Origin of the sequence: Bifidobacterium tissieri (genome assembly GCF_002259645.1) — a bacterium.
GTDB lineage: Bacteria > Actinomycetota > Actinomycetes > Actinomycetales > Bifidobacteriaceae > Galliscardovia > Galliscardovia tissieri.
Map to the genome: position 1 here is coordinate 116,324 of NZ_MWWV01000006.1, position 15,399 is coordinate 131,722.

A 15,399-nucleotide genomic window follows, 5' to 3' on the forward strand; every position below is an offset into this window, starting at 1 on the left:
CCCGAACATGGGCAAGACGACCGATCTGACCGCGTACGAGTGTGATCGGTGCGGCCGGAAGGATTTCCTGCAGGCGTCGGACCTGCAGGTCCGAGACTGGTACGACGTGACACGCGTCACCACGGGCAGCACGACTGCGCCGTACGTGCTGTGTGGCACCTGCTGGACTGTCTACCAGAGTCTCCTCAAACAGCAGACCGGCGAGTTCGAGAAGTTCCTCGAGGAAGGAAAGACCGTATGACTATCGACTTCATCACAGGCAAGGCCGGAACGGACCATATCGACGGCAACGACTGGCGAAGCATCAACGCAAGCATCATCGGCCTGGACGACTACGTGATGCGACTGCGCAACGAACTGGCCATCAGCGTGCAGGACTCCAACCATGTCGTGATCGATACCGGCATGGCCATGCTCAACGGGGGCGCAGCACACGTCACCGCCGCGGAGACCGTCACCATCCAGTCCGGCACGCAGGGGCAGAAACGCAACGACCTCGTCTGCCTGCGATATACCAAGACCGGCGACATCGAGAAGGCAAGCCTCGTGTGCATCAAGGGCACGCCCACCACGGGGACGCCGGCGGATCCCTCATACAATAAGGCGAGCACACTACTGGGATCGACCACAGTGCACGACATGCCGCTCTACCGACTCCCTCTCAACGGCATCACCCTCGGCACCCCGGTCAAACTGTTCCGCACATTGGACTCGCTCGCAAGTGTGTGGGATTCCCTGACCCAGCGCATCACGTTTGATAGGTCTGGCACCACCACGGTGTCCGATCCGATGGCGATCGGCGGGCAGGTGTTCTCCTCCGATCAGGGCCATCTGGCCATGGTTACCCTCCGATGGGTCAACGCCGGATCGTTTTATTCGGACGGGTGGGCGAAGACCCGCCTTGCTCGCATGGTCGGGTGGAGGGCCACGCGGGAGGCTATTCAGGTGTGTTCGGAGAACGTCGACTGGGATCATGTCAGCAAGGCGTTCATCCAGTGCGCGGACGAGTGGATCAACTGGATGCCGTCAGGAGGCTGGCAGGTGCCGGAGAACGCGTGGCACAACTGCTCCATGGTCTTCCCCGTGGAACGCACCTAGACGCGGAGAACGGGGAAAATGAGTGCGGCCTGATGCCACTGCTGTTTCGGGATCTCATACTGGCCGCCGGTATGCTGCCAGTAGATGTCCTGATTCTGCACTCCGATGATGCCGCTGCCGGCTACGTCCGAGCCGGTGTTCTCCGCGCAAATGAAATCGTAGCCCTCCCCGTTGGTTTTGAAATTCACCATCCGGGCGAGATTGACTCTCTTCCATGACGGGCTCATGAACGACCCATTATTCATCCAGAACACGCGCATGAGCGCGACCCCGTTGACCACGGTGCCGGTCACGCTGACCGTGTCCGAACTGTCTGCAAGCTTGGTCCATATGACCGTCTGGGTCAGGGAATCCCACTACGCGATGAGCGCTCGCTCGTAGAGACGTTGCGCGTCCCTGAGCGCGGTGAGATCGGGTTTGAGATAGTAGCGGGCCGTGGTCTGGATGTCACTGTGCCCGAGCATCTTCGACACGACCGCGATATCCGCTCCCGATGCCAGCGCGTTCGTCGCCCACGAATGCCTCAGGTTGCGCGGCGGCACATACGGCAGATCATGCCGCAGACAGTAGGCGCGATACGCGCGAGCCGCCTGCGGCGGAGTCAACCCGCCGATCAGCCGCCCCGATGATCTCGACTTCAACTCCCGCAGGCGGCGTACCGCGAACCGAGGCAACGGGAGCGTCCGCCGGGACAGAGAGGTTTTCGGATCCACGACGATCACCCGTCCGCTGACCCATTGCACGCCACGTTCCACTCGCAGGATGCCGGCGCGCAGATCCACGTCACTCCATTCCAGCCCGTATCCCTCTTCCGTGCGGAGCCCGCAGGTGGACGCGCAGATGAGCCACGCCTCCAATGGCGCATCGTAGAATCCGCGCAGTTGGATGCGCTGCTGACGGAGAGTGAGTAGCAGGGGCTCGTACCGTCTGCTCTGCGGCAGGCGGATCTGCCTGCGAGTGATGTCCACGTCCAGCAGGCCCCAGCGGATCGCGCGACGCAGCATGGCGCGCAGCAGCGTCCACGCCTTGCGGGCGACGCCTGCCGAGGACAGGCCGGCGATCCACTCGTCGACCGTGTCCACGGTGATGTCCTCCATGCTCATGCCACCTAGTGTGGGTGCGACGTGCAGCCTCCATGCGCTCTCATAGCCGATCACAGTGCATTCACGGAGCGTTGCCGTGCAGTAGGGCAGGAATCGTGTCGTCCAAAACTCGTCCAGCAACATAGTTTTCCAATCCTGGATTCCCACACGCCCGGCGGCCGTTCCGCACGGGTGGAGCGTATGGGATTTTCCTAGGTAATCCAATCAGAGAGGATTCGCATGCTGTTTCCCGGTTTGTTCGCGTCGCCGGAGTTCTGGACCGCGCTCATCGTCGCGTCGGTCGGTTCGGGCGGTGTCATGGCGTGGATCCTGCGCCGCATCGACCGGCATCTGGACCGGCATGACATGACCATCACCCGTGACGAGCTCGACCGCGCCCTGGCGTCCTCGCCGGTGATCGTCTCGCTCGAGGCCAAGCTGGACCGGGATTTCGCCCGGCTGGACGAGGCGGACCGCGACCGTCGCGCCATCCGCCTGGACGTGCTCCGCATCGAGATGTTCGCCCACACCAGCACGCGCACCCAGCACGAACGCCAGCTGGAGGCCGGCAAGGAGTACCTGGCGCTCGGCGGCAACGGTTTGGGCCACGCCAGGTACGACGCGCTCAAACAGGACTACGTGCGCAGGGAAACGTCCGATGACTGGGAGTACCGGTGACCGGCCGCGACATCATCCGACTGGTGGCCGTCGTCCTGCTCACTGCCCTCGCCATCATGGCCGCGATCATGGTGGGCGTGCTGCTGCTGGTCGTGCTCCTGCGGGGGCTCGCCCTGCTGCTCGCGTTTCCGTTCCTGCTCCCATGACCATCGCCCGCCCCGTCATGGGGATGGGCCACATTGCCCCGATCTGGGGCGGAAAGGAGGCCGTATGGCCTATGAAACCCTGACCCAATACACAGCCGCATGCTATACGAGTGGCCGGCCGTACGGGATCACATCCATCACCATCCACTGGTGGGATGATCCCAGCCGGCATCCGACATTCGAGGGTGCCATCAGCACGTTCACCAGCGGCTCGCGCAGAACCTCGGCCCACTACGTCGCCGAGGCGGGGCGCGTGGCATGTCTGGTGGATCCCGACGACCGCGCGTGGGCGTGCGGAGACGGCGTCGGACGCAACAGTGGTGGAAATGACCGGAGCATCAGCATCGAATGCAATCCCCGGCAGTCCGACGGCGACTACGAGACCATCGGCGAGTTGATCCGTGACCTGCGCGGCGTATACGGCGATCTGCCACTCCATCCCCACCGGCACTGGACCAGTACCGATTGCCCGGGCACCTACGACCTCGACCGGCTCGACCGTATCGCACGCGGTTCGGCCCCCGCCGAGTCCGCACCCAGGCCGGAGACCACGGCACCGACCGTGCTGGAGGTGGACGGTTCGTGCGGTCCTCTCACCATCCGCAGGTGGCAGGAGGTCATGGGCACCAGCGTGGACGGCAAAATCAGCGGCCAGCTCGTACCCGACTGCCGCACCTACTGGCGTCCCGCGCTCGTGGACTCGTGCGTCACCTATGGCGGATACGGCAGTGAGCTGATCCGCCGCGTTCAGGCCCAGTTGGGTCAGGGGCAGGATGGTCTGCTCGGCCCCGGCACGATCAGGGCGATCCAGGCGCATCTGGGCGTCGCGCAGGACGCGTCGTTCGGCCCGGCCACGGTGCGGGCATTGCAGACCCGGCTCAATGAGAATCGATTCTAGGGAGGATCCATATGGCAGAAGACGAGAACACGCCGCAGCACGCTGCGGACACCACCCCGTACACGCCCGTGTTCGACGAGCGCGTACGCACGATCATCTACATCATCACTCTCGTCGCCGGCATCGTCGGTCTCGGCGTTTCGGCGTTCGGGGATCCGCAGGTCGGCGCCTACATCAGCTCCGCGGCCGGCGTGATCGCCGCAGCATTCGGTGTCGCTTACAACCCGATCCGACTCGCCGGCAAATAACTGCCACCACCATGTCCTAGTGGAATAATTTACGCTCGAATACAATTCGCCCCTCTCTCGCTTTGGCGGGGGAGGGGCCGTTTTCCCGTTTCCGGCTACAACTGTTCGTCGCCGACGAACAGTATGCGTGCGCCGTTGATCTCCGAAGCCCGTTGGGCGATGGCCCGATGCCATGAGGCCGGCATGCCCTGGGTGGATTCGATCTCCACTCGAGGCACCAGCAGCGCGGATTCGCCGGACTGGGATGCGAGCCGATCGACCTCCGCGTCGAATCGCTTTTTGAGCGCGCACAGGTCCATTTCCAATCCGGCTGGCAGGAGCCTGGTGTGCTCCCACCGTTTGACGCTTGATTCCGCAACATCCCAGTGGATGGCGAGCCATTTGGTGGACAGGCCCATGCTTTCGCGCAGGCATTTCATCTCGGCGCTCGTGATCATTCGGTTCCTCCGTTCTGTTCGTGCTGGCTGATGATTTTGTCGATCTGGGCGATTCGTGTCATCAGGCGCTGTCGTTCCTCGCGCAATGCGGCGAGCGGATCACTGTCGTCGTTGACCAGCTCGTATTTGTCCTGGTCGAGCAGGGTGAGCGCGGATGCCGGCAGGTCGCGGATCTCGAGGATAACGCCGTCGCAGTCGCCTACCTCCGGGTATTTCGCGCTGCCGGCACGGTCGGCGAAACGGCCGTTGACGATGATCACGTTGTCGGCGAGCCGGACGCTTGCGTCGCGGCCGGGACGGTATGCGACGCTACGCCCGGCGACAATGATCTCATTATCCTGGCAGTAGTCGCCGGCGTTGACGCGGATGGTTACTCCGGTGTCCTGCCCGGCGTTCCACCCCCATAGGTCGGCGGCGAGTTGTTCGACTCGCTGCCGGTCGCGGGGATCGAACCGCCATGAGCGGGTTGCGGGATCCCATTTTCCGCCGATCGAGCGGGCGCGTTTCGGGCAGTCGGGGGTGATAGGGGCTGACGAGTCGGATGTCGGTGTCGGTGCGGATGATGTTCACGTCCTGCATGATCGTATCTCCTGTTGTCAGATGCGGTGGGTGGCGCGGCCGGTGAACTGGGACGCTTTGACGAGGACGACGGGACGGCCGAGGGCGTGGCCGATCTGCGTGCGGGCGAAACTCGCCTCGTTGGCGACCATGCCGTAACGCTGGCTGGTTTCCCGGTCCGCGTAGCCGACGGTGACGCCGGAGGTGGTGGTGTAACGTCCGTGGCCGACGATCATGCCGTCGGACGTGGCGTAGACGAACGTGCCTTTTTCCGCGTCCTGCGCCCATGCTGCGAGCTGCGTGGGATCGGCGTCGGCGTCGAAATGCATCCGGGCGAGGATGTCCTGCGCCTTGGAGATGTAGTAGGGGTGGATCGTGTTTTCATGATCGGAGCCTTCCGCTCGTTCAGGGCTTGCCTTGTGCTTCCCTGTTGATACCCACACTACACCATCGGAAACGTTTTGTCTCCGGCGTGTCGTGGATTCACCGTCGCCATGGCAGTCCCAGACACTCCCGCGCCCAATCCTCACCGTGCTCGGAGATGTAGGACTCGGCGTGCCCAGCGTTCCGCAGTATCGTTCTCCGCATCATCCTCGCCGAGACATAGCATCCAGATCGCCGTTTTTTTGTTGCCTCCCGCGAACGATGTGGCGGGGCGCAGAAGCCGCACGCACCCATTGTCGCGAAGGAACTTCGCCGTTCTGCTCAGCCGGTTTCGAGCGGTCAGGGTGCGGTTCTCAATGGCCTTCTCGGCAGCCGAGCCATCGCCGACGTAGGAGAGGTCCAGCTGCTGCTGCGTCGGTAGTATCAGTCCCATTCCAGCGGCCGTGGCATCCCATCCGAGCCAATAACACCAGTAGGGGTTGCCCTCGTTGATTGCGGCAGTATCCTCCTTGTCAATAGCTGTCTTGCCCATGAAGCACATCATGCCGAGGGCGAGCTCATTAAGCTTGAGGTTGTCTCCGACGATCTTGGACAGCTTGCCCCGCTCGGCGAGGGCGAATACGCGGTCAATGTTGCGGTATCCCATGTATGTCATGCCTTTTCCCTCCACACCATGGCTTAGACTGTGATGCGGAGAATCGTATGCGCGGTTTTTCCATCCGACCCCGCGGTGTCACCAGCACTGCGGGGTCTTTCATTCACACACAGATGATATCACACAATCACACACATTGATTAGTGCACACTCACATGTATCGGATACTGCTTACTAACACGTATGTGTGAGCTAACATAAATCTCTACAAGAAGAGAGACATAAAGGATTACAAAAATCACGAGGAAATCGCTTCGAGTTGAGATCGGAGACCATCCCGCTCCTCCTCCAACTCACGGATCCGATCATTGATCTCCCTGATACGAGCCCTCAGCCCGTCCGGCGTCGTGTCCTCGTACAATCGTTCGCCGACCTTGTTGGCGAGGTCGCGGCGTCGATCATCCATGCTGTGCTGGTACAGCAGGGCGACGTCGGCGCTCGTATGTCCTCCCGCGTCCATCAACTCGCGCAGCGTCGCGCCCTCCAACGCCAGCCAGGTGAGCCCTGTATGCCGCAGATCGTGGAAACGCAGATCCGGCCGGTGAGCGGCCTTCCTCGCCGCGTCATACCAGCCGCGCAGCGTATTCGGATGCACAGGCTGTGAAGGGTCACGGATGGCGGGGAACAGCCACGCGTCATCACCCTCCGGTAGCGAGGCCAGATGCTCCTGCAGGTGGGGGAGGATCGTCTCCGGGATAGGCTCCCACCGCTCCGAACCACTCGTCTTCGGACTACCCGTCGTACTCTCCGGATCCATCGTCGTGCGCGTGCGATGCACATGCAGGCGACGCGTGGCCAGGATGATGTCCCTACGTTGCAGGGCGCAGACCTCACCGATTCGTAGCTCCACGGCGCATCCGAGCTCGACCGTGAGCCGATACGCGTCCGGCATCATGTCCATAATCCTGCGCACCTGCGCCGGGGTCGCGGGAATGATCTCCCGCTCCCGTCTGGGCGTCGCCTCCGAGCGCGTCAACGGATAACGGGGGATGATCGGCTCGCTTCCGTCCTCGCCCGGCAGTGCGGCTGAGCGCAGGATCTCCGCCAGCAGCTTCATCACGTTCCGGCGCATGGCCGGCTGGTCGGCGCGCAGCCCATCCCGGAAACGGTCGGCCATGGCCTGCGTCACACGGCTCATCGACGTGGATCCGAGCGCCGGCTGAATATGATTCTCATAGTCACGGCGCAAACGGTATTTGGTGCCGGGGCGCAGCGGATTGCCCTTGTAGCGGCGTTGCTCCAGCCAGTCGGGGAAATACTCGTCGAACGTCAATCCGACCGTCTCGGCCTTCTTTTCGCGCACCGTGGGCGGCTCCCACACTCCCGCGTCCATACGGCGCCTCTCGCCATCCAACCATGCTACCGCCTCCGACTCCTGCTCGATCGGGAACGACCTGCTGATCCTTTTCGGCAGTCCCGGCCACCGGGCGAACGCCGCGGCGGGGGTGGGGTAGGCGGCGACCACTCGCGTCGGGCTGGTCGAGTTGGGACGGTATTCGATTCGGCCGAACGACCTGCGCGACGATGATGTTTTCTTCTTCCTGGGCAACGATGCCTCCTCCGGACGACGTACTAAACGACGTACATCAGCCCCTTTTCGATCGGTTTTTATCGGTTTGAATCGATTATAGGGGGAGTGTCGAAACGTTGAAAATACGGGCCAGAACCGTTGGAATCGCAACAAAAAAGCCACCCAAGCGCGTGCTTGGATGGCTTTGCTTGTGGAGTCGCCGGGAATTGAACCCGGGTCCGATGACCGTACCCTCAGTCTTCTACGTGCGTAGTCTGCTGGCCAGGTGGCTATCTGTCTGCCCCCGCCTGTGTCGCAGACAACTGGCGGCGGGCATAGTCACAGCAAAAGTCCCTGAAGCGCCCTGTGACGCAATGCTTCAGGCAAGTCTCCTAATGACGCTCAGCATCTCCCCGGAAACATGGGAGAGTGAACGGAGCGGCTGCTCGCTGGTTAATTCTGGCGCGAAGCTCAGGCAGCGAGAGCGAACTCAGTGCGGTTAGATTTAGCACTTATTCTTTGCGGGAGGACATTAACGAGTGGACCCCCGCGTTCTCGGCACGCTTCCCTGCGACGAACAGGTCACCGTCGAAACCGATCGACCCCGATATTGAATTATCAATCAACTGCCGACATACAAAGCCGGACATTTCAATATACCGTTGAAATGTCCGGCTTGTCAACAAGGAGTGTCACTCATGGTGAAATTCCCGATGGAACATCGGCCAAGGTGAGCGAAACGGGGGAGGAGAGGATCACTCGGCCTTCTGCTTCGCCTCATACTCGGCGATGTAGTCGGGCATGACCTCCGGGTACTCCGGCCAGGCACCGGCCTGGGTGCACACGTATGCGGCGGTGTTCACGGCGGCGCGGTGGGCCTCCTGCAGGGACTTGCCGAGCAGGATGTTGATGGTGAACGCGCCGGAGAAGGAGTCGCCGGCGCCGATGGTGTCGGACACCTCCACGCGCGGCGTGGGCAGGGTGGAGATCTCGCCGTTCTTGGCGAGGATGGTGCTGAAGTCGGCGCCGGCGGTCAGGATCACGTAATCGAGATCGAAGTTGTCCATGAACCACTTGCAGGCTTCCTCGTCGGTGCCGGTGATGCCGAACATCGGGCGCAGCAGCACGAGCTCGTCATCGTTCAGCTTGAACACGGTGGCGTCGGCCAGCTGCTCTTCGATGAGCTCCTTGGAGTAGTGGTCGCCGCGGATGTTGATGTCGTAGTATCGCAGCGTTTCGGGACGGCTCATCTTGAGCAGCTTCATGATGGTGTCATGGGACTCCTGCATGCGGCAGGCGAGGGAGCCGTAGCAGATTGCGTCGGCCTTGCGCACCAGATCGATGAGATCCTGAGTCAGCGCGATGTGGTCCCAGGCCACGTCCTTGACGATGGTCCACTCGGGGATGCCGTTCTCCAGCTTCACGTCGGCGCGGCCGGTGGGGTAGGCGTTGCGCTGCAGGATGGACTTGATACCGGTCTTCTCCACCGCGGCCAGCAGCTCATCGCCGAGCTCGTCCTGGCCGATGGCGCTGATCGAGTAGCCGTCGGCGCCGTTCTTGGTGGCGTGGTAGATGAAGTTGACGGGGGCGCCGCCTGCGCGCTTGCCTTCGGGGATCATGTCCCACAGGATCTCGCCAAGGCTCAGGACGATCGGCTTCTTGTCGGTCATTGGTTTTCCTTTCTCTGGCATCTCGTCCACGAGATGGTCATATTGGTTGCTGTTGATCGGTTTTCGTTCGTGTCGGCGTCTGGTCGTTCGTGGCCCTTGCGGGGTCACATCCCTTCCGTCTGTTCGACAAATTCTGATGGGTGTTCGAGGAACTGCGCGGCGGCCACCGCGGCGGCACCGTTGAGCGTGGCATCGACGGGCAGGTCGGACAGCATGATCTCGGTCGTCCGGTCCAGTACGGGGATGACGCGTTGCGCCACGATGTCTCGCACCCGTTCCAGCATCGGCTCCCCGGCTTCCGCCATGATGTCGCCGATGATGATCTGCTTGGGGTTGAAGGCGTTGATGATGGTGACGCATCCGTATCCGATGTACGTGGACACGTCGCGGATCAGGGCGAGCGCTTCCGGATCGCCGTTGCGGGCGAGCGAGAATGCCGCCCGGCAGGCTTCGGCGTGGTGCATGGATTCGGAGCCGGGGACAAGCCCGGATTCCGCGACCATTCCGTGGAAGGCGACGGCGGAGCAGTAGTTTTCCAGGCATCCGACGTTGCCGCATTCGCAGGGCTTGCCGGCGGCGTCGATGCTGATGTGCCCGATCTCGGTGGCCGCGCCAAGCTCCCCGTTGAGGAGTTCGCCGTGGTCCATGAGCCCGAGTCCCACGCCTTCGCCGATCAGGTAGTAGCCGAGATTGCGTGAGGTGGCCTCCGGGTTGAACAGCGCCTGGGCGAGTGCGCCGGCACGGGCGTCCTGCTCGATGAAGACGGGTACGCGGAATTCGGCGGAGAATTCCTCGATGAAGTTGACGTTTCGCCAGCCGAGCATGGAGGTGACCACGGCGGTGCGTCCTTCGTCGCGCAGGTAGGGGCCGGGTACGGCCATGCCGATGGCGACGATGGAGTCGTCCTTGTCCAGGATGGATCGGATACGGGTTTTGATGTCGTCGCAGGTCTCGCGGATGGTGTCGTTGCGGACCGGCGGCAGCGTCTGCATGGATTCGAGATTGCCGCCGAGGTCGAATACGCCGATCTGTGCGAGGGAGCGGGCGAATTTGACGGCGATCACGCGGTATTTCGACTCGTTGAGTTGCAGGCCGATGGACCGGCGTTTCTTGATGCCGTCGAGGTTGCCGGTCTCGCTGACCACGCCCATGTCGATGAGCTGTGCCGTGATTTTGGTGATGGCCGCGGGGGTGAGGTCGAGCTTGCGGGCGATGTGCGCTCGAGAGCAGATGCCGTCGCGGTGCAGCAGCTGGATGATGCGGGAACGGTTCAGTTCGGCCATGGAGGCGTGCGTACTGCCGGGTGGTGCGATCATATGGCCTCCTTGACTTCGTCGTCGGCGGCAGGCGAACACGTTTCATACGGTTCGTATTGTCGTCAATCGGTTGGATTTCGTATCGTGAATATATTAACATCGTTAATTAATTAAGCGCAAGCGCGACACGCGGATCATCGTCGATTCGCGTGTATCATCGTAATCGAACGGACGTTCGATGCCTGTCGGTGACACGGCTTGGAAACGAATGACGTTTTATCGTTTCGGTATGGGAGAATGTGACCACGGACGCATATCGCGCATCGCTGATCGCGTATGGGTCATGATTACGATTCCCGCGAATAGGAGGGTGTGTTGCCAAGACAGAGAAACGCGGTCATTGTCACTCACAGGCAGCTGGCGACCACCGGCACCGAGGTCAAGGAGGTGGTGGAGCAGCTCAAGTCCGTCGGATTCGACGTGACGATCGTGGACAATCTCGAGGCTCCGCCGTTTGCGGCCGGTGAAGTGCAGACGTTCAACCCCGAAACGGAAATCGTGATCGTGCTTGGCGGTGACGGGACCATTCTGCGCGCCGCGGAGCTTGTCAAGGGCACCGACGTGCCGATCGTCGGCATCAATATGGGACATGTCGGCTTCCTCGCCGAATTCGAAAGCTTCCAGACCCAGGATGCCATCGCCAAGATTGCCGCCCGCGACTATTCGATCGACGAGCGTGTGATCGCATGGGTGGATGTGTGGGTGCCCGGCGCCACCGAGCCCATGCATGACTGGGCGCTCAACGACGTGACGCTCGAACGTGCGGACCGGGGCAAGATGGTGGAGCTCAGCATCAGCGTGGACGATGTGGAAATGAGCTCCTTCGGATGCGACGGCGTGATCGTCTCCACACCCACCGGGTCCACGGCGTACGCGTTCTCTGCAGGCGGCCCGATCATCTGGCCGAATGTGGACGCTCTGCAACTCGTGCCGCTCGCCGCGCATGCCCTGTTCTCCCGTCCTCTCGTCATCGGCTCCAAGTCGTCGTTCACGCTCGACATCTCCGAGGATTCTTCGAGCGAGGGGTGGATCTGCTGCGACGGACGCCGACAGCGCAATCTGCCGCGAGGATCGCGCGTGGTGGTTCGGCAGTCGCCGAACTCGTTGCGTCTGGCACGTCTGGTCGGCGTGCCGTTCACCAGCCGTCTTGTAGGCAAATTCGATCTCCCCGTGATGGGATGGCGGGAGTCAGGCAAGAATCGCGGCTCGAAGGAGTCAAAGGAGGACAAGAGGCGGTAATGCTCGAAGAACTGGAGATCCGCTCACTTGGCCCCATCCGTCATGCAGTGGTGAATCCGGCTCGCGGCATGACCGCGATCACCGGCGAGACCGGTGCGGGAAAGTCCATGCTGCTGAACGCCCTCCGACTGATCTCGGGAGGTGCCGTTCCCGCGCGCACCGTATCGGAGGGGGACCGGGAGGCATGGGCGCAGGGCGTATTCGATATCGCGCCGGGCGGGACCGTGGACGCCATCGCCCGAGATGCCGGCGCCGAACTCGGCGACGACGGATTGTTCCTGTCCCGTACCCTGCCCGCACAGGGACGTTCACGTGCCGTGCTTAACGGCAGAAGCGTGCCACGTGCCGTGCTTCGTGACCTGACCGACGAACTGATCGCCATCCACGGACAGGCCGACCAGCTGCGCATGGCATCTCCCGCCCGGCAGCGGGAATTCCTCGACTCATACGCCGACGACGCTGCCGAACTCGACGACTATCGTGCGGCATGGAAACGGCTCAACGATTGCGATGCCAAACTGCGCGCGATCGTCGAACAGGAGTCGGAGACCACACAGCGTGCCGACTATCTCCGTGAATCCATCGAACGCATTGACCGTACGGCCCCCCACGACGGTGAGGATGCGGAACTCAAGGCCATGCGCGACCGCATCGAGAACTCGGCCGCCATCATGCAGGGGGTCGGCGGGGCGCTCGCCGCGCTCGATCCAGGTCAAATGGGTGTGGATTCGGAGACCGGAGGGGCGATGGCCATGATCGAGCAGGCCATACACTCCCTGCAGTCCATCGGTATGAAGGGAACCTACGCCGAAACCGCGGAACGTCTGTCATCAGTGGAAACGGAACTGTCCGACATCGTCTTCACCCTTGGCGGCCTGCTTGAACAGGAGGATGGCGAAGGCGATCTCGATCAGATCAACGGACGCATCCACGAGCTCGACGAACTCGCCAGACGGTGGGGACCCACCCTCGCCGATGTCATCGCCTGGAGGGAGAAGGCCGGGTACGAGCTGGAGGATCTCGACGCATCCCCCGAACGCGTGGCGAAGCTCACCCGCGAACGGGATGAAGCCCACACCTCCGCGCGCGAGGCCGCCGAGCGGCTGGGGAAGCGACGCCGCGACGCGGCGGCCGAACTCGCCGATCATGTAACGAAGGAACTCGAATCGTTGGCCATGGCCGGAGCCAGACTTGACATCGAAGTGGACCGGCGTGACGGACTCGACGCGCATGGCGGCGACGACATCCGTTTTCTGTTCACCGCGTTTCCGGGAGCGCCGAGTCTGCCGATGGGCAAGAGCGCGTCCGGCGGCGAGCTCAGTCGACTCATGCTGGCGTTGGAGCTGTCCGCGGCGCAGAAGGGGTTCTCGTCCGTGTCCGGTCAGGACATGACGTTCGTATTCGATGAAGTGGACGCAGGCGTGGGCGGACGTACGGCCGCCGAGCTCGGACGACGTCTGGCGCGACTCGCCGAGAACGCGCAGGTGATCGTCGTCACGCATCTGGCGCAGGTGGCCGCTTGGGCCGACGCGCAATTCGTGGTATCCAAGCGCGCCGACGAATCCGATGCCGATGCGGTACGTACCACTGTGGACGAGGTGCGTGGCGAAGCCCGTGAACGTGAGATCGCCCGCATGCTTGACGGCGGCGAGACCGATACGTCGCTGACGCATGCGCGGGAGCTGCTCGACGCCTGTCATTCGTGATGGCCGAATCGGGATGTCGGCTCCCGCGGATAGCGTGGATGCCGTCAAGTTGCAGGGGAACCCGACTCGGCGCCGACGATGCGTACTCGCATGCGGCGCGCGGTGGAACGGGTTGAGAAAGGCATGACACCTGACCCTTTGAACCTGTTGGTTAATACCATCGTAGGGAGGAACGATTATGAGCGTACTGACGCCCGTGCTGTCCATCGCAGGATCCGACTGTTCCGGAGGCGCCGGAATTCAGGCCGATCTCAAGACCATGAGCGCCAACGGCTGCTTCGCCATGTCTGTGATCACGTCTGTCGTCGCCGAGAACACCGCCCGCGTGATCTCCGTGCTCGACGTGGATCCGAAGATCATCGCCGATCAGATCGACGCCGTGTTCGAGGACATCCGTCCCAAGGCCGTGAAGATCGGCATGCTCGACAATCCGGACATCATGCAGGTCGTGGCCGGCAAGCTCGTCGAATACCAGGCCGAAAACGTGGTCATCGACCCGGTCATGTACGCCAAGAACGGTGCCCCGCTCATGGACCCCAACTGCATCGACTCGCTGATCAGGATCGTGATCCCACACGCCGACGTGTTGACGCCGAACATTCCCGAGGCCGAATGCATCTCCGGACTGAAGATCACTGATCTCGAAGGCCAGAAGGCCGCGGCGAAGGCCATTCAGGAGATGGGCTGCACGTCCGCGCTCGTCAAGGGCGGCCACGCCACGGGCGACGCCATCGACGTGCTGTACGACGGCAAGGACTTCTACGAGTTCTCCGCCAAGCGCATCAACACCAAGAACACGCACGGAACCGGCTGCACGTACTCGTCGGCCATCGCCGCCAACCTCGCACTCGGCCACCCGTTCCACGAGGCCATCGATCGTGCCAAGAAGTACGTGACCATGGCCATCGAGCATTCGCTGGAGCTCGGCAACGGCAACGGTCCCACCAATCATTTCTGGGATCTGTACGCACACGGCCTTGCCGGTTTCGACGCCAATGCCTGATTCCCCTGATTCCGTCGTGTCGTCCGGTAACTCGTCCGACAACGCGAATGCGGACAAGGCCGCCATCTTCGACCTCGATGGCACGCTGCTCGATTCAATGCACGTGTGGACCGACGTGGACAACGAATTCCTCCACGGCCGAGGACTCGACGTGCCCGCCGACTATGCCGAATCCATCGCCCACCTGTCGTTCGAGGGGTGCGCGGAGTACACGATTCGCCGGTTCGGTCTGCCGGACAGCCCACAGGATCTCATGGACGAATGGAACCGCATGGCGTTCGACGCCTATGCCACCACCGTGCCGCTCAAGCCGCATGCGGAGGAGTACCTGCGCCACCTCAAGTCGTCCGGTGCCAAGCTCGCCGTGGCCACCAGCCTGCCGCCACGGTTCCGTGAGGCAGTCCTTCGTCGACTCGGCGTCTACGATCTGTTCGACGCGTTCAGCAGCGTGGATGATGTGAACAACGTCGGCAAGGACCGGCCCGACGTGTACCTGCATGCCGCGGCCCAGATTGGCGTGGTACCGACCTGCTGCACGGTATTCGAGGACATCCTTGTGGGCATCCGCGTGGCCAAATCCGTCGGCATGCGTGCATGGGCCATGTACGACGCCTCATCGAAAAACCAGTGGCGGCAGATCACCGCCATCGCCGATGGCGTCATGCACGACTTTTCCGACGCGCCGCTGATCCTCTAGACCACCGACCCTCCTTACTCACATTTTCTACGGCCATTCAGGCCGATGTTTGCCGATTCGCCGATTTCACATCC

General features: G+C 62.4%; 19 protein-coding genes, 1 other RNA gene and 1 riboswitch. Of the genes, 10 read left to right on the plus strand and 10 right to left on the minus strand.

Features of this window, described 5'->3' with window-relative positions; all coding sequences use genetic code 11:
* The first annotated feature begins 7 nt into the window (after positions 1 to 7).
* Positions 8 to 241: a hypothetical protein gene (locus BTIS_RS05625; RefSeq protein ID WP_094663483.1), complete on the plus strand. Its 234-nt coding sequence runs from the start codon at positions 8 to 10 to the stop codon at positions 239 to 241.
* A complete protein-coding gene (locus BTIS_RS05630; protein ID WP_094663485.1) occupies positions 238 to 1,098 on the plus strand; it encodes a hypothetical protein in 861 nt (286 codons plus the stop codon). Before BTIS_RS05625 ends, BTIS_RS05630 begins: the two co-directional genes overlap by 4 nt.
* Here BTIS_RS05630 and BTIS_RS05635 read toward each other — a convergent pair.
* Positions 1,095 to 1,391: a hypothetical protein gene (locus tag BTIS_RS05635; protein ID WP_094663487.1), complete on the minus strand. Its 297-nt coding sequence runs from the start codon at positions 1,389 to 1,391 to the stop codon at positions 1,095 to 1,097. The two genes, BTIS_RS05630 and BTIS_RS05635, sit on opposite strands and share 4 nt — an antisense overlap.
* A gap of 63 nt (positions 1,392 to 1,454) precedes the next feature.
* On the minus strand, positions 1,455 to 2,324 hold the full coding sequence (locus BTIS_RS05640; RefSeq protein WP_094663489.1) for a tyrosine-type recombinase/integrase: 870 nt from the start codon (positions 2,322 to 2,324) through the stop codon (positions 1,455 to 1,457).
* A 96-nt stretch (positions 2,325 to 2,420) separates the two neighbouring features.
* On the opposite strand from BTIS_RS05640, the gene BTIS_RS05645 reads away from it, so the two are divergent.
* The 4 genes from BTIS_RS05645 to BTIS_RS05655 all read left to right on the plus strand — a co-directional run bounded on the left by BTIS_RS05645 (position 2,421) and on the right by BTIS_RS05655 (position 4,150).
* Positions 2,421 to 2,858: a hypothetical protein gene (locus BTIS_RS05645; RefSeq protein WP_094663491.1), complete on the plus strand. Its 438-nt coding sequence runs from the start codon at positions 2,421 to 2,423 to the stop codon at positions 2,856 to 2,858.
* Entirely contained in the window at positions 2,855 to 3,004 is a 150-nt protein-coding gene (locus BTIS_RS11855) for a hypothetical protein (protein ID WP_158216852.1), read from the plus strand. Before BTIS_RS05645 ends, BTIS_RS11855 begins: the two co-directional genes overlap by 4 nt.
* 64 nt (positions 3,005 to 3,068) lie before the next feature.
* Positions 3,069 to 3,902, plus strand: coding sequence for a peptidoglycan-binding domain-containing protein (locus tag BTIS_RS05650; protein WP_094663493.1), 834 nt, complete (start codon positions 3,069 to 3,071; stop codon positions 3,900 to 3,902).
* Between the two features lie 11 nt (positions 3,903 to 3,913).
* A complete protein-coding gene (locus BTIS_RS05655) occupies positions 3,914 to 4,150 on the plus strand; it encodes a hypothetical protein (RefSeq protein ID WP_094663495.1) in 237 nt (78 codons plus the stop codon).
* Positions 4,151 to 4,245: 95 nt separating this feature from the next.
* On the opposite strand, the gene BTIS_RS05660 is transcribed toward BTIS_RS05655, so the two are convergent.
* The 8 genes from BTIS_RS05660 to BTIS_RS05695 form a co-directional block, all read right to left on the minus strand.
* Positions 4,246 to 4,587: a hypothetical protein gene (locus BTIS_RS05660; protein ID WP_094663497.1), complete on the minus strand. Its 342-nt coding sequence runs from the start codon at positions 4,585 to 4,587 to the stop codon at positions 4,246 to 4,248.
* Entirely contained in the window at positions 4,584 to 4,847 is a 264-nt protein-coding gene (locus BTIS_RS05665) for a hypothetical protein (protein ID WP_094663499.1), read from the minus strand. The genes BTIS_RS05660 and BTIS_RS05665 overlap by 4 nt, the downstream gene beginning before the upstream one ends.
* Positions 4,848 to 5,183: 336 nt before the next feature.
* Complete coding sequence (locus BTIS_RS05670) at positions 5,184 to 5,588, minus strand: hypothetical protein (RefSeq protein ID WP_094663501.1); 405 nt, start codon at positions 5,586 to 5,588, stop codon at positions 5,184 to 5,186.
* A gap of 83 nt (positions 5,589 to 5,671) precedes the next feature.
* Positions 5,672 to 6,184 (minus strand): hypothetical protein, encoded by a 513-nt coding sequence (locus tag BTIS_RS05675; RefSeq protein ID WP_094663503.1) that lies wholly within the window; start codon positions 6,182 to 6,184, stop codon positions 5,672 to 5,674.
* 238 nt (positions 6,185 to 6,422) lie between these two features.
* A complete protein-coding gene (locus tag BTIS_RS05680; protein ID WP_094663505.1) occupies positions 6,423 to 7,733 on the minus strand; it encodes a tyrosine-type recombinase/integrase in 1,311 nt (436 codons plus the stop codon).
* Between the two features lie 170 nt (positions 7,734 to 7,903).
* Positions 7,904 to 8,300: a transfer-messenger RNA gene (gene ssrA, locus BTIS_RS05685) on the minus strand.
* Between the two features lie 149 nt (positions 8,301 to 8,449).
* Positions 8,450 to 9,364, minus strand: a complete 915-nt coding sequence (locus BTIS_RS05690) for a carbohydrate kinase family protein (RefSeq protein ID WP_094663506.1) — start codon at positions 9,362 to 9,364, stop codon at positions 8,450 to 8,452.
* A gap of 104 nt (positions 9,365 to 9,468) precedes the next feature.
* Positions 9,469 to 10,680 (minus strand): ROK family transcriptional regulator, encoded by a 1,212-nt coding sequence (locus BTIS_RS05695; RefSeq protein ID WP_094663508.1) that lies wholly within the window; start codon positions 10,678 to 10,680, stop codon positions 9,469 to 9,471.
* Positions 10,681 to 10,995: 315 nt separating this feature from the next.
* Between BTIS_RS05695 and BTIS_RS05700 the strand changes: the two genes are divergently transcribed.
* The 4 genes from BTIS_RS05700 (at position 10,996) to BTIS_RS05715 (ending at position 15,325) form a co-directional block, all read left to right on the plus strand.
* Entirely contained in the window at positions 10,996 to 11,919 is a 924-nt protein-coding gene (locus BTIS_RS05700; RefSeq protein WP_094663510.1) for an NAD kinase, read from the plus strand.
* On the plus strand, positions 11,919 to 13,625 hold the full coding sequence (gene recN, locus BTIS_RS05705) for a DNA repair protein RecN (RefSeq protein ID WP_094663512.1): 1,707 nt from the start codon (positions 11,919 to 11,921) through the stop codon (positions 13,623 to 13,625). Before BTIS_RS05700 ends, recN begins: the two co-directional genes overlap by 1 nt.
* A 43-nt stretch (positions 13,626 to 13,668) precedes the next feature.
* Positions 13,669 to 13,811: riboswitch (TPP riboswitch) on the plus strand.
* Positions 13,804 to 14,628, plus strand: coding sequence for a bifunctional hydroxymethylpyrimidine kinase/phosphomethylpyrimidine kinase (gene thiD / locus BTIS_RS05710; RefSeq protein WP_211279431.1), 825 nt, complete (start codon positions 13,804 to 13,806; stop codon positions 14,626 to 14,628). It overlaps the preceding riboswitch by 8 nt.
* Positions 14,621 to 15,325 carry an HAD family hydrolase gene (locus BTIS_RS05715; protein WP_094663514.1) on the plus strand — a complete coding sequence of 235 codons (705 nt, stop codon included), beginning with the start codon at positions 14,621 to 14,623 and terminating at the stop codon, positions 15,323 to 15,325. The genes thiD and BTIS_RS05715 overlap by 8 nt, the downstream gene beginning before the upstream one ends.
* Positions 15,326 to 15,399 lie beyond the last annotated feature (74 nt).

What these genes read in the sequence shown, in the direction of transcription:
- BTIS_RS05715 (WP_094663514.1), top strand. Translation starts at nt 14,621, where the DNA reads ATGCCTGATTCCCCTGATTCCGTCGTGTCGTCCGGTAACTCGTCCGAC.
- BTIS_RS05645 (WP_094663491.1), top strand. Translation starts at nt 2,421, where the DNA reads ATGCTGTTTCCCGGTTTGTTCGCGTCGCCGGAGTTCTGGACCGCGCTC.
- BTIS_RS05625 (WP_094663483.1), top strand. Translation starts at nt 8, where the DNA reads ATGGGCAAGACGACCGATCTGACCGCGTACGAGTGTGATCGGTGCGGC.
- BTIS_RS05690 (WP_094663506.1), bottom strand. Translation starts at nt 9,364, where the DNA reads ATGACCGACAAGAAGCCGATCGTCCTGAGCCTTGGCGAGATCCTGTGG.
- BTIS_RS05695 (WP_094663508.1), bottom strand. Translation starts at nt 10,680, where the DNA reads ATGATCGCACCACCCGGCAGTACGCACGCCTCCATGGCCGAACTGAAC.
- BTIS_RS05675 (WP_094663503.1), bottom strand. Translation starts at nt 6,184, where the DNA reads ATGACATACATGGGATACCGCAACATTGACCGCGTATTCGCCCTCGCC.
- BTIS_RS05640 (WP_094663489.1), bottom strand. Translation starts at nt 2,324, where the DNA reads ATGTTGCTGGACGAGTTTTGGACGACACGATTCCTGCCCTACTGCACG.
- recN (WP_094663512.1), top strand. Translation starts at nt 11,919, where the DNA reads ATGCTCGAAGAACTGGAGATCCGCTCACTTGGCCCCATCCGTCATGCA.
- BTIS_RS05660 (WP_094663497.1), bottom strand. Translation starts at nt 4,587, where the DNA reads ATGATCACGAGCGCCGAGATGAAATGCCTGCGCGAAAGCATGGGCCTG.
- BTIS_RS05650 (WP_094663493.1), top strand. Translation starts at nt 3,069, where the DNA reads ATGGCCTATGAAACCCTGACCCAATACACAGCCGCATGCTATACGAGT.
- BTIS_RS05655 (WP_094663495.1), top strand. Translation starts at nt 3,914, where the DNA reads ATGGCAGAAGACGAGAACACGCCGCAGCACGCTGCGGACACCACCCCG.
- BTIS_RS05630 (WP_094663485.1), top strand. Translation starts at nt 238, where the DNA reads ATGACTATCGACTTCATCACAGGCAAGGCCGGAACGGACCATATCGAC.
- thiD (WP_211279431.1), top strand. Translation starts at nt 13,804, where the DNA reads ATGAGCGTACTGACGCCCGTGCTGTCCATCGCAGGATCCGACTGTTCC.